Below are 14,724 nucleotides of genomic sequence, written 5' to 3'. Positions count from 1 at the left end.
GCTATTCGATCTCTGTTATCAATTCATTTATCGGCTTCCTAACCTTGACCAAATTTACCAACCAATCCTTTTCCTCGTCACGATATCCTACAGGAAGCATCACGCAACTTTTCAAACCTTTCTTTTTTAAGCCCAATATTTCATCCACCGCGACCAGGTCAAAGCCTTCCATAGGAGTGCTGTCCAATCCCAAAAAAGCCGCAGCAGTAATGGCTTGCGAAAGGGCAATATAAGCCTGCTTAGCGGCGTGACTAAAATTCACTTCAGGGCTTCTATTGGGGTAAGCGGCCAGCAGTTTTTGCCGGTAGTTTTCCCAGCCCTCATTTCGAAATCCTCTAACCTCATTGGTCAAATCGAACATTCTATTGATGCGATCTTCCGTGTAAGTATCCCAGGCTGCAAATACCAATAGGTGTGAACAATCCGTCACCACGGATTGATTCCAAGCTACCGGCCTGATTTTTTCTTTGATTTCCTGATTGGTAATAACCATCACTTCAAAAGGCTGCAATCCACTTGAAGTGGGAGCCAGAGATATGGCTTCAATCAAAGCATCCATTTTTTCCTGCGGCACTTTTTTTCCATTCATGGCCTTGGCCGCATAACGCCATTTTAATTTGTCAAGTAATTCCACTTCTCTTTTCAATTTTGTTTGGTCCAAGTCTCTGTACTGAACACAAATCCAACATATCCTCTCAACCTCAATTGATTGTTTTCCACCCAAATCTTACCCTCATAGTGGTTTCCAGATTTTGGGTCGTACAACTTTCCATTTTCCAATTCCTCGCCATTCCACTCAAAATCCAAAATGGTGTTCATACCAAGAATCTTTCTGTTTCTTAAATGCTCTTCAGGATTGTTGACATCCAAAAAGGGCGATCCATCTTTTTGAGTTGCCGGCATCAATTGGACAACGCGCCCATAGAACTTGTTCTCTTTCTGGTAAATTTCCACCACTGCATCTTTGTCCTGGGTTAGCCATTTACCCACTAGCTCCTGTTGCGCAAAAAGGCTGGTCCCCGAAAGAAGCAAAACCACTACCAATCCCATTATTCTATTCATCTCTTTTGATTTATTTCGTTCTTTTTTAACGATGATCCCTTATTCCGGCCCAGGCTTTCCACCCACCGATCTACCCACTTTTGAACCGTAGGTGCAATCAGTAAAATCGCAGGAATCACAAAGAGATACGCCAAAACCCAGGATTTCATCCACAAGCTTAGAAAAGAAGTGTTAAATCCCAGGTTTATCGCTACCAGAGCAAAGGAAATGATGCCGGTTGTTATGCCCCCCATTAGGAGAGCAAAAACAACCTTCTTGATCATTTCCAACTTTCTTTCATCTTCGGTTCTCTCCAATCCTCTAATTAGCTTAACAGTTTAACAATTTTCATGTTCTTTTCGTTGTAGCCGTAGTATTTGAGGTTTGTTTCAATGGCCGTAGGCTTGTCCAAAATGGCTTTGAAATGAGAAAAACACTCAAAACTGTACTTACCATGGTAACGGCCCATACCACTATTTCCAACACCTCCAAAAGGCAAGTTGGGATTAGAGATTTGCATCACACAATCGTTGATAGCTCCGCTGCCAAAAGGGATTTCGTTCAAAAAACGCTCTTTGGCTATGGCACTATCAGTGAAGATGTACCCAGCCAGCGGTTTTTCAAATTTTTTGATAATCTCAAAAGCCTCGTCCAGGGTTTCGTATTCAATTACCGGAAGGATGGGGCCGAATACTTCCTCCTGCATCACCGCATCATTCAGATCCACGTTGTTCAAAATGGTAGGCTCAATATAACGTTCGGCTCGATCGTGACCTCCTCCATGATAGACCTTTTCGGGGTTAATTAGATTGACCACCCGATCAAAGTTCCTCTCATTGATGATTTGAACGTAGTTGTTGTTTTCCCGAGAGAAATGATTCTTTTCAATTTCCTCCACTGCATACTTCAAAAAATCATCTTTGATATCCTTATGCACCAAAGCATAATCGGTGGTGATGCAGAACTGACCAGAGTTGACAAACTTGGCCCAGATCATTCGTTTTACACTCATTTTCAAAGAACAGTCCTTGGTAAATACGGCCGGATTTTTACCACCCAATTCTAAAGTCACATTGGTCAGGTGCTCCGCCGCGGCCTTGTTAACGATCTTTCCAACCATCGGACTTCCGGTGAAGAAAATCTTGTCGTATCGCTGATTCAATAAAGCGGTAGTTTCAGGAATAGCGCCTTCCACCACATGCAAAAATCGAGGGTCAAAATTTTCATTGATGATCTTGGCCATTACCTTGCTGGTGCGGGCCGGAAGTTCACTCGGTTTAAGAATAGTAGTATTTCCTCCAGCAATGGACCCCACTACGGGTGTTAGGGATAGGTTGTAGGGAAAATTCCAGGCCCCAATAACCAAAGACACACCCAAGGGCTCGGGCACCAGATAACTCCGCGCAGGAAAGTTTAGCAAGTTGGTTTTGACACTTTTGGGTGTCATCCACTTTTTCAAATTCTTAATCGCTACATTGATTTCATCGATCAAGGGAAAAAATTCGGTCAACTGATTTTCGTACTTGGATTTTCCAAAATCCTCGAAAATCGCTTGATGCATTTCTTCCTCGTGCTCAAGCAGTAGCGCTTTAAACTTTTTGAGTTGCGCAATTCTAAATTCCACCGGTCGAGTGGTATTGCTCATGAAGTATTCTCTTTGGTCTTTTACCAACTGTTGAACATCCATTTCGAAGGCGGTCACTTTTATTTCTTCAGTATTCATGATTTCTAATTTTTAAAGGCATGCACCTATTAATGAGCTTGTTGTTTTTTAATTCGATCAATGAGGGCTTTTTTAGGAACAAATGGGATAAAGGCAAGTTCCATTTTCTGCTGAAAAGGAAGTCCGGCAATTACCTCCACCTTTCCTTGTTCCATAGCACGATAGCCTTCTTCGGCAACGTTCCTGGCACTTGCAGGCTTTTTGTAGATGGCCGTCTTGTCCATTCCAGAACTGGCTCCGAAAGCCGTTTGAGTAGCACCTGGCAACAAAGCCGTAACGGTGATGGGGGTATCACTTAACTCTCCGTACAAGGAATTGCTAAAAGAGGTAACAAAGGCTTTCGTGGCAAAATAAATGGCCTGAAGCGGCCCTGGAACCAAGCTCACGGTAGAAGAAACATTGAGCACTCTTCCAGAATTGCGAGCCACAAAATCGGGTAAAAACTGTCTGGTCAAACCTACCAAGGCCAACACATTCACTTGAATCATGGCCAGGTCTTTATTCCAATCTCGTTCATGAAATGCACCAACGCCTCCAAACCCGGCATTGTTGATCAAATAATCCACCTCAATTTTTTGATTCTTGAGCTCTTCGTGAATTTCCTGAGGAGCTTCCAATTCAGTCAGGTCTTTTACAATCAGATAAACCTGGATGGAAAACTCTTTTTCCAATTCTTTTTTAAGGGATTCAAGACCTTCTCGATTAAGATCTACGGCTACAATATCTCCTCCTTTTTCGGCGTGGATTCTGGCAAACTCTTTTCCTATTCCGCTTGCCGATCCAGTAATTAATGCAACTTTTTTCATCGTAGTAAGATTTTGATGTTTAAATCGTTACCGCAAAGTTGCAGGGTGCCCGTCAGGTAAAAATTACCCTATGGTAAAAAAGGAAATGACCTCAAATATTTTTACGAATCCGGCTCAAACTCTGGGGGGTAATTCCCAAAAAGGAAGCTATGTGAGAAAGCTTGGCTTTTTGAAACAAGAGCGGGTAATCCTTAAGTAGCTTCAAATATCTATCCTCGGCCGACTCGGTGTGAATACTCATAATTCTTCGGCTAAAAACCATGGCAAATTCCGCATACAAATGCCTCACCGCTTCCTCTGTTGACTTGAATTGATTGATGATGGTATCCAATTGTTGACGGTTGATCAATAGGGCTTCTGTATCCTCCAAAGCTTCAAAAAACAATATGTTCTCTTCGTCTTTGAAAAAACTCAAGGGAGATGTAATCATGCAATCCTCTGGAGTGAACCAATGGGTTACCTCGTTTCCTTCCAGATCAATGTAATAGACCCGAATAAACCCCTTTAAGATGTAATAGAAGTAGTTGCAACGCTGCCCCTCCAACAGGAAATACTCCCCTTCTTTTTGGAACGGGTGGTTAGTCCCAGATTCAGACTAATGTTCCATTCGATTAAATCTTTGGCTTTTATGTACTGATGGGAATTAATCATTTGAGCTTGTCCCGTTATTCCATCATGCCCTTCAACATGATAGGTGGGTTAAAGGTAGAACTCCAGCTCAATTCTTACAAGCACTCCATGATGGAAACCGTGCATTAGGTCGGGTAAATGTCGGTTGAACGAAAAAAAGAGCGGCCAATGGCCGCTCTCTGCACAAACTATCAAAGGCCTTAAGACCAATTGACACTGTCTACCCAATCTTTTAGAGGTTGGGGCGCCACCCCTAATTTGGCTTGGGTTGCCGCAAAATCTTTGGATGTAATACGATCCATGTTGCGTTCCACGTAGCGGTACAAATTGGAAATTTCACGAGCTGCCAAATCACCAAAATTCGGAGCCAGGTTCTTTTCAAAATCATCTGGAGCAAGTCCAATAAACTGGACGGGCTTACCAATTTTCTCCGCTATAACTTCCGCAATTTCTTCTCCGCTAAGCAAGTTTCCTCCAATAGGTAGGGTTTCACCGGCCAACTCGGGCTTATCTAATGCTGCCATTACAAACCGGGCAAGGTCAACGTGGCTGATCCATGGAATTTTTTGCCCATTCTTAACTGGGTAAGGTAAAATTCCCTGTTCCAATACAAGCGGAATGCTCCAGGGAGCAGCCAGATTATCGATATATACATCGGGTGCCACGGTAATTACTTTCAAACCGGAATCATCCAACAAACGCTTTACGGCGACTTTAATATCCAAAGCCAATAAACCCGTGTTTTCGAGCGGCAGATCAAAGCTGCTGTTGAAAACCACCAATCCTACATTTTGAGCCTGGGCTGCCTCAATAAAATTTTGAGCCATAACCTGGGCCTGCTCCAAATCAAAAACAAGTGGGAGGGTAAAAACCGCGATCTCCACTCCTTCAAGAGCCTGGTTCACGGCATCCAAATTTTCAAAACCTCCGGCTACATTTTTGATGCGATTATCCGACACTTCTTGTCGGGTAAGGGTAACGACCTGGTCGCCTTTTGAGGCTAACCCATCAGCGATTGGTCTTCCTTGAAAACCGGTTGCCCCTGATACGAATACTTTTCTGCTCATGATCTTAGTTTCAATATTTTGAGTTCAAAACTATGACCACACATTACTTTCTACAAGTACCTACAAATAAGTAGGGTACAAACTAAAAAGTTAGATTAATTGATTAACAATCAATTACAGAAAACAAATAAACGTTAAAGCCTTTTACCGCATTAGTCAACCTTGAGAAAACGATGCGTACCTGACTCCTCTGAGCTCGAATAATGAATCAAATACAACCCAGAAGGGAAGTTGGAAATATCCAGCTTCCGGGACTCAGGAAGAGTTTCATTAAACCAAGTTTTCCCATTAAGATCGATGATATGAATCATGACTTCAGAAAGATGGGAACTAAGGCTTATTTCAGTACTCGCCGGATTTGGAAAAATGCTAAGTCCACTATTCTCCTCATTCCAGGACATGGTGGAATTCACTTGCGAACCAACTCCTACTTTCCAAATTCCCCGACCATCTATTTGGGCATAAGTCACACCGTCGAAATGAAATAGGTCGAGTACCGCATCTTCGTCATTTACCGGGGCCTGTGTTCCAGGAATCAACTCCCATTCATCCTCCGCAGACTTGTATTTGTACAATCCGCGTGGAGACTCGTAAGCATTGTAGGTTACCAATGCACCTCCACTATTCCAAACTCCCCAAAGGCCGGAATAATTGCTTCCGCCTGAATTGGGCAGGCCTTTTTGCGTTACTTCCGTCCAATTGGCACCGTTGTCTGTGGAGACTTCCAAAATCCGCTTTGGAATAGGCAATCGAGTAGATCGATAATGGTAGAGGCTATTGCCCATTGCTGTCAAATAAGACAGATCCCAGGTTCCTCCCGTATAAGTCCAAGTTTTTCCCTGGTCGGTGGAAATGGCGTACCCTGTTTGCATATCCGCGATAAATGCACCGTTGGACTCCAAGAAACGCTCAACGAAATTGCCTCCCAATCCTCCGTAACCCAAGGAGACGTTGTTGCTAAAACTGGCTTCGGTATAGGTCTTGCCCTTATCCGTAGAATAGAAAATCTTGGGAGCTCTAAAACTGGAAATATTGTGAGAACCCACCAATTTCGTATTTCCAATATAAGCCACAGCGCTTGGGGTTTGGCTGGAGAATTGAGATTTGTTTCCTTCCTTGAAAGTCTTGCCATCATCACCCGATACGTAGAATTTATCTGCCCCCATGGCAAATAAGCTATCCGAAGTCAAGGCCAATCGCTCTGCACCAAAGGCTTGATTATTCACAGTGGAATCTTGCAAAATGGACCAGGCCGTTCCATTGAATTGGAAAACTCCAGAACCATTTGCGGCCAAAATATTTCCATTGGCCAACTTCACAAGACCCGAAGAGGATGCTACGGTTCCATGCTTTTTGATCAGCGTTCCTTCACCGTAATTATCAAACTCACAAACTCCATCGTCCGTACCCACCAGCAAATGGTTTTGATTGAAAATGGCCATGGTTCTGATTTTGGTGATCGATTGAATCTGGGTCCATGTTTTTCCCTGGTCCGTCGATTTCCAGAGACCTGCCAGGTTTACCGAAATCAAGTGGTTATCATTTACACGGATAAACTTGGTTCCGTAATCGGACCAGGAGGTGGATTTCAAATCAGCAGCCTGCCAGGTTGACCCATAATCGTCGGTGTACAATACCGGAAATCCATTGAGATTGCTGTAAACCAAAATGCGGCTCCCCACTTTAGCCATGTCTTGTGCTTCGGTGGTCAGGACAACTCCTCCTCCAACATCGGTTTGAGGTTCGCTGGTTACGTCAGTCCAAGTGGCTCCATTATCGTGGGAATAGCTGGTGGTTTTTCCTCTGCAGATCCAGATCGTATCTCCCCCAAGGTAACTGATTCCGTGAGTCGTGATAAATCCGGTGCCGCCGGTGGAAGTCCAGTCGTTGGTATTAAAATCAAATACATAGGGTTGAAACAGGGTACCACCGATCATGCTGTTTTTCGGCCCGGAAGAACTGGCTGTAGGTACGGCAATACTGGTAATAACCCCCGTTCCACCCGTAAAGGTATTCCCAAAATCATCGGATTGATAGATTCGGGCATCTTGATTGGTTCCCACAATGAGCTTGTTATTGGAGTATTCAATGGTTCGAGGGTCTGAATCAGCAGGAATTCCGTTGGTCAAATGCTCCCAAACGGCTCCACCATCGGTGGTGCGATAAAGTCCTTTGTTAAACCCAATGAGCGCCGTGTCTCCGGATGCCCAAATCGACCAGCATTGGCCCGCCGTGCTCATCAATCCACCGGTAAAAGTCATTTGCCCCCATGTCGGTTGCATCAGGGACGCCGCCACTACAATCAAAAACCACTTCTTCATTACGTTCATTTTTTTGAAAAGAATAGAACGACAAAGTTCCCCAGTAGCAGAGGGATTCCCAATAGGTCATCTGCACCATTTGGTGAAGCAGAAAATCGTGAATGGCCTGATGTAGCCGGGATTTCGAATCAGCACAACTTGTTCCGGTAGGCCTTTTGAATGGCTTCGGCCTTGTTGGACACTTCAAGCTTTTGGTAAATGTTTTCGATGTGGCGGCGGACCGTATTCGGGCTAATGATCAAATTGGATGCAATTTCTTTGTAGTTCAACCCTTTGGAAAGTTGACGAAGTACTTGCAATTCCCGCTCGGTCAAATCAAACTGTTCGGTGTCCTGATGAACCGATTCCGGATTCTGAATCATTTTCATGGCCTTGAGCGCAATACTTGGCGACAGCGCAGCGGCACCCGAAACGGCCTGTTTAATTCCATTAAAGATTTCCTGAGGGGAGCTTTCTTTTAGTAAATACCCCACCGCTCCAGATTGGATGGATTCATAGACCTTTTGATCCGTATCCAATACGGTAAGCATGATCACCTTGATATGCGGAAAACGCTGCGTTACCTCTTTGGAAGCTTCAATCCCATCCATTTCAGGCATTTGAATATCCATGAGAATGACATCCAAATTTGAATCTTGAGTCAATCGATCCAAAAGGTCTTTTCCATTCAAGGCATGAAAACTCACCTTAAACTCCTCAAACAAGGCCAATTTGCTCATGATAGAGTCGGCCAAAAATCCGTTGTCTTCTGCAAGGGCTATCCTAATCATGTATGAAAGGGTATTGTGATTTTAATGGTTGTTCCTTTTCCTTTTTTACTCGTGACGCTGAGCGAAGCGGCCACTTCAGTTGCCCGGTGGCGCATACCTCGCAAACCAGAACCATGGGTTTGAGTTGCGGCATCAAATCCCATTCCGTCATCGCTGATTTTGATTTGCATCTGATGGTCTGCCTCTTCTACCGAGACTTCTATTTGTCGGGCTTCGCTATACTTAATGGCATTGTTAATGGCCTCTTGAGCAATTCTAAAAAAATTGATGACCTGTGCCGAGTTCAATTCAAAATCAGATTTGCTTGCGTTGCGGTAGGTCAACTGAATCGGTGTTAATTGATTCGCCTGACTCACATATTGATCCACGCGCAACAAAAGCTCCGAAAAAAAGATGGACTGATCACTCACTGCCCAAATAGTTTCCCGTAACTGACTCATCGTTTCACGGGCAAAAGAATTGATCGCTTCCAATTGATTTTGGTCCCCCGCATTTCGGTAGAGCTCAACATCTATACTGGAAATAATATGGGTTAATCGGGCTCCAATGTTATCGTGTAGTTCACGTGAAATTCGAAGCCGCTCTTGAGAAATTTTCCGGTGTTCCTCCTCCTGCTTGAGAAGCTTTCGAGTCTTGAAATAACCATACAAAACATAAAACCCGAGAACCACCATCAATCCACCCAATCCAAGTAGAATTTGAAACCAGGTTTTCAGCCAAATGGGCTCAGCTCGATAAAAGTGGTAAGCATAGCTGTTTTTTGCCCCTGTCAACAGGTTCTTAATTTCAAACACAAGTTTCGAATCACCATAGTTCAAATCCAGTAAGAGAGGAACCCCATTTTCAAAATCAAACCGGTTTCCATTTAAGGTATAGGAAAGGTCAAATCGGTTTCTATCGGTGGTAATTATGGCTCGGGGAAGCAATTGAACCACGGATACATCATAGTTGAGCAGAGTAGAGGATTGAGGCGGTAAAAAGGTATCTTTTTGAAGCAGGTGCCATTGGGGCATCAACACTTCCTCTTCTTGCCCATTGCCGTTGTATTCGAAAACACCTTCAACCCCTGAAAATAGGATCAAAGAATCCTGGTAGTTGTACAAACCTCCCTGTGCATATTCGGTGATTGGAAACCCATTTTCAAGACCAAATTCTGTAAATACCGAATCCCGATAAAGCAAGGCTCCGGAAAGTCCTGTAATCCACAGATTATTTTGAAAGGACCGGATTTTTAGCAGTTGATTTTGGGGAGTAGGAACTTCCACCAGAGAATCCTGCTCCAGCCTGTACACACCTCCATCCAGGGAGGTAATCCACCAGGAATCCTGGTAAAAAGTCAAGTCTGAAAAAACCCGGGCATCCTTGTATTTTCTACTCTGGGGCACGAAATTCTGATCATACTCAACGATCCCAATGGTATTCGCCGACAAGTAGGAGGAATCGAGCTTAACCAGTTGCATGGAATAGTCTTTTTCATGGTACTTTTTGAAAGGGTAGCTGTTCTTGACCTTTCCCATCCGGTCTATCCGATGGATGGCATATTTGCTACATACCAGGTAATCCTGGCCATCTTCCAGAATTTGAACAATGGTGTTATCCAAGTATTCCTGCGAATTGAAATAAATGGGTTCAACCCGTCCATTTACATATTTGTAAAGCCCCTTTTTCGCTGTTCCAATCCAAACAAACTCATCGGTTTCCAAAAAGGAAAAACAAGTCAAATGGGCTGTAGCCTTCTCTATCGCGGTTGCCTCTGAATTTGTTGCGCCCAATTCGCGAATGCCGTGAGACGTGGTGTAATGAATCCTTCCATCAATCGAACCAATGGTCCAGCAAGGATTGAGCGAGCCATCAGGTAAACTTTCCTTGTAATAGTTATGGAGAATCATGTTTTTATGGAACTGGAGCAATCCATTTTCAGCCGTACCTACCCATAAATTTTGATAGCGATCCACCAAAATATTCTCTACCCGATCAGATTGGACGTGTACATTTTTAATCAGGTTTCCGTGGTGGTCCAACGCATATTCAATCAGCCCTTCGTGGGAGGCAACAAACACATGGTTTTCGTCAAACTGAACGACTCGGCCCGTTAGCGCATGGGAAGTTGCCAAAGTATCTTCCGGCCCCATGACATACTCATTGGTTATCACGTAAGCGCCCAACACGGCTGTATCCTGCCGTTCATTTATCCTCTCACTTTGCCCGTTTTCGATAGGACTGAGCTGATAATCGAGAAGTAAGGTGTCTTTAAAATCTCTGGATATGGTGAGAAACCCATGCTCCAACGCTTGGATATTACGGTAGTCTGGATAGGGAAAATCATACGATTCAACCTCCATCGAGTACACATTGATTTTGTACAAGTAGTTCAGCTGAAGCGCATAGATACAAGAGTCACGAAAGTGAAGATGAGTAACGTAGCCATTTTCGGTATTTGGCTTTCTCAACTTTGTGCCATCCCAATAGCGAATTCCGGTTTGGGTTCCAATCCAGATCTGGCCCAAAGAATCTTCAGCCAAAACCATTACCGTCGCTTGTTCCAATTCGGCAAAAGGCCTTAAATGAACGGATGGCTTGAGGTTTCTTTGGCCAAAAGCAAACAGGGGAAAAATCAGAGAAATTACCAGTAGAACTCTTCGCACCCTGCTAAATTAGGATAAAGAGAACCTGATTGTACCCAGGTTATCAATTTTGCTGGGGAAACATCGAAAGACCTTCCTTGGTTGAATTTTGGTTAATTTGGATCGAGTCTTCAAGCTGTCCTTTGCAACTTTGGCGGAAAGATCCCAATAATCATGGAGGAAAACGAAAAACCGAGGCTATCCAGATTGACGGCCATCATAACTCAGCTGCAATCGAAGAGAAACGTCACTGCTCAGTACCTGGCAGAAAGACATCAGGTTAGCATTCGTACGATTTACCGCGACATCCGGACCCTTGAAAAATCGGGAATTCCCATTGTATCCAAAGAAGGCAAAGGATATTCTCTGGTTGAGGGATATCACCTTCCTCCGGTACTCTTTACCGAAGACGAGGCCAACGCGCTCATTACCGTTGAACGACTCATCACCCAAAACAAGGACCAATCCTTGAGCGATAGCGTTTCCAGCGCGATGGACAAGATCAAGGCCATTTTGAAATATTCGCAGAAGGGCAATGCTGACTTACTTGCCAACCGAGTCTTTTTCGGAGAAAATCGGACCGAAGAAAAATCGAGTGACAACTTAATGCAAATTCAATCCGCCCTTATTCATTACAAGGTTCTAAAAATTGAATACCTCTCTTCCCAAGGCGCCTCCACTACCCGACTCATTGAGCCTTTTGGTATTTACAGCATCAATGGAAATTTTCTCTTCATTGCCTTCTGCCGGCTAAGAAACGATTTCCGGGTCTTTCGGATCGATTTTATAGAATCCATGGAGACATTGGATGAAACCTTTGAGCCGCATAACATGACCATGGAACGTTTTTTTGAAGAGTATATCAAAAACCAAAATCATTCCTGACACACCTCTGTCACTAGCTGCCATTAATCTTGCATCAAACATTACAAAAGCAAGAAAAAATGGAAATCGTAAAAATGGCAACCTTGGGACTTTCAGGAACCTTATTGGTATTTGTAGGCAGCATGCGTCTGTTCAATCCGATAAAGACTTACTTAAAAAATTCAGGTATCACCATCGACAACAACGTGGATCTTCTCAATGAAATGAGAGGAGTTAGTGCCGTTATGCTGGTAGGTGGATTGCTCCTGTTTCTCGGCATCCTTTTGCCTCAGCTCGCTCATTCGTCCTTTATGGTAGGTGCACTTATTTTCTTGGGATTTGCCGTGGGTAGAATATTTGGAATGATGACAGATGGTAGGCCCAATAAGCAAATTGTTCAGGGACTCGGCTTCGAGATAGTACTAGGTTCTGCCAATTTGGTTTGCTGGATTATGGTTGCGATGGGTTAATTAATTGGCTCTCATCACCACCGGTCCTCAATTTATGGGGAGTGCCGAATTTGTCCGTTAGCCGGGGCTCAACAGGAGATCTGAAGGAGGAATAAAATTGTACCTTCCGCTTGAACTCCGTTGGGAGCAATCAGGAAGTCAAAATAACACCCAATAAATTCGGCATTCCCCGTATGTCTAATCTGAAAGGTCCAATTTCTCAGGATATTGCCAACATGGTTCGTATCCTAAATGAACCCTTGCAATCGGATGAGTTGCATGTGTATGAGTTTAAGAATTCTGACCAGGACTTACTCTGCGCAATTCCACCTTTCCGATCGAAGTACTTTTCTATAGCCTTTGTGATCTCTGGAAATTTTCAGATTCAGATGGATTTAATGGACTACCATTTATCGAACAATGACGTGGCCATAATTACAGCGGATAGCCTGGTTCAGATTAAAAAGGTGAATACATTGGAAAAAATGGTGGTCATCAACTTTATGCCCGAACTATTCACCCGCTACCAGTTTCAAAACAAGGGCTTGAAAGTTTTAGAGTCGCTCGTCTTTAAAACTCCAAGCCACATCACCCTAAATAATAGCGAGACCGAAAGCCTCAATTGCATTGCCCTGGAACTGAAGAGACGAAACAAGGAGGACTTTAAAAATGCCTATAAGGCTGAAGTTACTTTTCATCTTTTTATGGCCATGGTTTATGAGCTGGCCAATACCGAGCAATGTCAGCAGAACTTTACGGGTAAAATCTCCCGATCTCAACACATCGCCTATGCCTTTTTAAAATCGGTCAAGCAAAATTGCCAAACCGAGCGTACCGTAGGTTTTTATGCCAAGGAGCTTTTTATTACACCTAATCACCTCAGCGAATCAGTAAAAAAGACGTTTGGAAAAAGTGCCATGAAGTTGATTAACGAAACCACAGTGTTGGCGCTTAAAATTCAATTCTCCAATCCCAATTTGACCATTGAGCAAATTGGATTTGAATTTTCCTTTAGTAGCCTACAGCACTTAAGCCTATTCTACAAAAAACACACAGGGCTTTCTCCCCGGCAATACCGCGATCAGTTGAATTCCTGAAAATCTATAAGCTAGCCCGTTTTCTGTATAACACCTAGGCCTTTGCCTCTATTCACCTTTGTATCGATAAACAATCGTTACTAAAAATTTAGAATCATGGCAAAGTTTGAACCCTTAAAGTTTGACGTAAAGAATCCCGAATCTACAATGAGAAGCATTTGGGAAGAATGGACTCCGCACGAAAGAATGAGTGCGAAAACTTTTGAATGGTGGTACGTAACCACTGTGGTACACGATGCAGAAGGCAACCCCTACTTTATGTTCCTTTCGGTATCAGGATTTAGAGGAAGCAATATTCAGCAAGGTCTTTTGGGAGAAGTTTTACCGATGGAGAAGGCAGTGATCGGACTTACTGCTACCATTACCGACTACAACCAAAAAAAGGTAAGAGTGCCGATGGGGCTTACCGTTATGGACATGCAGGATTATTATGATCCGGATGAGAACCGCATTACAGCCGATGATGGTAAAGGTGCTTCGGTGGATTGGAACTTCGATGAAGACACCATGCATTTGAAATTCACTTCCAACGATTCGGATTGGGACTTCACCCTAAGCAACTGTAGTGACGCATTGTGGCACAAAGACAAATTGGGTATTGAAGGATTTATCCAACAAGGTGCTGAAGACGATTTTAGCTATTACTACTCTCTTCCAAACTGTAATCTATCCGGAAAGTTGACCTTGAAAAATGAGGATACTTCCATCGAAAAGGTGTTGGATGTACACGGTCGTGCCTGGGTAGACAGACAATGGGGAGATTTTAGTACTCTATTCTGGGAATGGGCTTCCTTCCGTTTCAACAATGGTGCAACCATGCACTTATACAACTTCTTCAATGGTCATCAGGAAGGATTGTACCGCGATGCTGATGGAAACGTACAGTACTTCTCAGGAGTAAAGGTGATTCAAAATGGTTACGTACAGTCTGATGTGACCAAAACCTGGTGCTCTTGGGGATGGACCTACGAATTCCCAATCGAAATTGAGGGGTCGAAAACATTTACGGTGGAGCCTATGAACAAAAAAGAGTTCATGCAATTTCCAACTCTTAATGTACCGATTGAAGGTGGGTTGATTGAAGGCTATGGACTTTTCGAAGGAGCCGGTAAACTTATCAATGAGGAAACCGGTGAAGTGGTTGGAATCTCTGTGAACGAATCGGGAGATATTCGAGCCATGCAAAATGCACCCTACGGCCCGAATCAAAATTAGTGGGATAGAAACCCATGTGCGAAAGCCCGAGCAAAGTTATCCGCTCGGGCTTTTTTATACCGTGCCTTGGTGGTTGCTAAAAGTATGGCAACTCTTCTCGAGCCAGGATGAGCTCAT

At 43.7% G+C, this 14,724-nt stretch carries 14 protein-coding genes; 4 read left to right on the top strand and 10 right to left on the bottom strand.

What is annotated here, in order from left to right; all coding sequences use genetic code 11:
• Position 1: 1 nt before the first annotated feature.
• The 10 genes from KFE98_08065 to KFE98_08020 form a co-directional block, all read right to left on the bottom strand.
• Positions 2–634 carry an NAD(P)H-dependent oxidoreductase gene (locus tag KFE98_08065; protein UTW64081.1) on the bottom strand — a complete coding sequence of 211 codons (633 nt, stop codon included), beginning with the start codon at positions 632–634 and terminating at the stop codon, positions 2–4.
• 8 nt (positions 635–642) lie between these two features.
• Positions 643–1,062: a DUF2147 domain-containing protein gene (locus KFE98_08060; protein UTW64080.1), complete on the bottom strand. Its 420-nt coding sequence runs from the start codon at positions 1,060–1,062 to the stop codon at positions 643–645.
• A complete protein-coding gene (locus KFE98_08055) occupies positions 1,059–1,325 on the bottom strand; it encodes a DUF2798 domain-containing protein (protein ID UTW64666.1) in 267 nt (88 codons plus the stop codon). Before KFE98_08055 ends, KFE98_08060 begins: the two co-directional genes overlap by 4 nt.
• A gap of 41 nt (positions 1,326–1,366) precedes the next feature.
• On the bottom strand, positions 1,367–2,728 hold the full coding sequence (locus KFE98_08050) for an aldehyde dehydrogenase (GenBank protein ID UTW64665.1): 1,362 nt from the start codon (positions 2,726–2,728) through the stop codon (positions 1,367–1,369).
• 65 nt (positions 2,729–2,793) lie between these two features.
• Positions 2,794–3,570 carry an SDR family oxidoreductase gene (locus KFE98_08045; GenBank protein ID UTW64079.1) on the bottom strand — a complete coding sequence of 259 codons (777 nt, stop codon included), beginning with the start codon at positions 3,568–3,570 and terminating at the stop codon, positions 2,794–2,796.
• Positions 3,571–3,661: 91 nt separating this feature from the next.
• Positions 3,662–4,114, bottom strand: coding sequence for a Crp/Fnr family transcriptional regulator (locus KFE98_08040; protein ID UTW64078.1), 453 nt, complete (start codon positions 4,112–4,114; stop codon positions 3,662–3,664).
• Positions 4,115–4,400: 286 nt separating this feature from the next.
• Complete coding sequence (locus tag KFE98_08035) at positions 4,401–5,267, bottom strand: NmrA family NAD(P)-binding protein (protein UTW64077.1); 867 nt, start codon at positions 5,265–5,267, stop codon at positions 4,401–4,403.
• Positions 5,268–5,419: 152 nt separating this feature from the next.
• Positions 5,420–7,588 (bottom strand): T9SS type A sorting domain-containing protein, encoded by a 2,169-nt coding sequence (locus KFE98_08030; protein UTW64076.1) that lies wholly within the window; start codon positions 7,586–7,588, stop codon positions 5,420–5,422.
• Positions 7,589–7,716: 128 nt separating this feature from the next.
• A complete protein-coding gene (locus tag KFE98_08025; protein UTW64075.1) occupies positions 7,717–8,358 on the bottom strand; it encodes a response regulator transcription factor in 642 nt (213 codons plus the stop codon).
• Positions 8,355–11,003, bottom strand: a complete 2,649-nt coding sequence (locus KFE98_08020) for a sensor histidine kinase (GenBank protein UTW64074.1) — start codon at positions 11,001–11,003, stop codon at positions 8,355–8,357. Before KFE98_08020 ends, KFE98_08025 begins: the two co-directional genes overlap by 4 nt.
• A 153-nt stretch (positions 11,004–11,156) precedes the next feature.
• Here KFE98_08020 and KFE98_08015 point away from each other — a divergent pair, with 153 nt between their 5' ends.
• The 4 genes from KFE98_08015 to KFE98_08000 all read left to right on the top strand — a co-directional run bounded on the left by KFE98_08015 (position 11,157) and on the right by KFE98_08000 (position 14,607).
• Positions 11,157–11,867 carry a YafY family transcriptional regulator gene (locus KFE98_08015; GenBank protein ID UTW64073.1) on the top strand — a complete coding sequence of 237 codons (711 nt, stop codon included), beginning with the start codon at positions 11,157–11,159 and terminating at the stop codon, positions 11,865–11,867.
• A 59-nt stretch (positions 11,868–11,926) separates the two neighbouring features.
• Positions 11,927–12,316, top strand: coding sequence for a DUF4345 family protein (locus tag KFE98_08010; protein ID UTW64072.1), 390 nt, complete (start codon positions 11,927–11,929; stop codon positions 12,314–12,316).
• Positions 12,317–12,489: 173 nt separating this feature from the next.
• Positions 12,490–13,392, top strand: coding sequence for an AraC family transcriptional regulator (locus KFE98_08005; protein ID UTW64071.1), 903 nt, complete (start codon positions 12,490–12,492; stop codon positions 13,390–13,392).
• Between the two features lie 96 nt (positions 13,393–13,488).
• A complete protein-coding gene (locus KFE98_08000) occupies positions 13,489–14,607 on the top strand; it encodes a hypothetical protein (GenBank protein ID UTW64070.1) in 1,119 nt (372 codons plus the stop codon).
• The last annotated feature ends 117 nt before the right edge of the window (positions 14,608–14,724 follow it).

Source organism: bacterium SCSIO 12741 (genome assembly GCA_024398055.1).
In the GTDB taxonomy this organism is placed as follows: Bacteria; Bacteroidota; Bacteroidia; order Flavobacteriales_G; family Salibacteraceae; genus SCSIO-12741.
Note: the sequence above shows the minus strand (reverse complement) of the source record. Positions and strands in the feature narration are given on the sequence as shown.

What these genes read in the sequence shown, in the direction of transcription:
- KFE98_08030 (UTW64076.1), bottom strand. Translation starts at nt 7,588, where the DNA reads ATGAAGAAGTGGTTTTTGATTGTAGTGGCGGCGTCCCTGATGCAACCG.
- KFE98_08000 (UTW64070.1), top strand. Translation starts at nt 13,489, where the DNA reads ATGGCAAAGTTTGAACCCTTAAAGTTTGACGTAAAGAATCCCGAATCT.
- KFE98_08050 (UTW64665.1), bottom strand. Translation starts at nt 2,728, where the DNA reads ATGGATGTTCAACAGTTGGTAAAAGACCAAAGAGAATACTTCATGAGC.
- KFE98_08005 (UTW64071.1), top strand. Translation starts at nt 12,490, where the DNA reads ATGTCTAATCTGAAAGGTCCAATTTCTCAGGATATTGCCAACATGGTT.
- KFE98_08035 (UTW64077.1), bottom strand. Translation starts at nt 5,267, where the DNA reads ATGAGCAGAAAAGTATTCGTATCAGGGGCAACCGGTTTTCAAGGAAGA.
- KFE98_08010 (UTW64072.1), top strand. Translation starts at nt 11,927, where the DNA reads ATGGAAATCGTAAAAATGGCAACCTTGGGACTTTCAGGAACCTTATTG.
- KFE98_08025 (UTW64075.1), bottom strand. Translation starts at nt 8,358, where the DNA reads ATGATTAGGATAGCCCTTGCAGAAGACAACGGATTTTTGGCCGACTCT.
- KFE98_08045 (UTW64079.1), bottom strand. Translation starts at nt 3,570, where the DNA reads ATGAAAAAAGTTGCATTAATTACTGGATCGGCAAGCGGAATAGGAAAA.
- KFE98_08060 (UTW64080.1), bottom strand. Translation starts at nt 1,062, where the DNA reads ATGAATAGAATAATGGGATTGGTAGTGGTTTTGCTTCTTTCGGGGACC.
- KFE98_08055 (UTW64666.1), bottom strand. Translation starts at nt 1,325, where the DNA reads ATGATCAAGAAGGTTGTTTTTGCTCTCCTAATGGGGGGCATAACAACC.
- KFE98_08015 (UTW64073.1), top strand. Translation starts at nt 11,157, where the DNA reads ATGGAGGAAAACGAAAAACCGAGGCTATCCAGATTGACGGCCATCATA.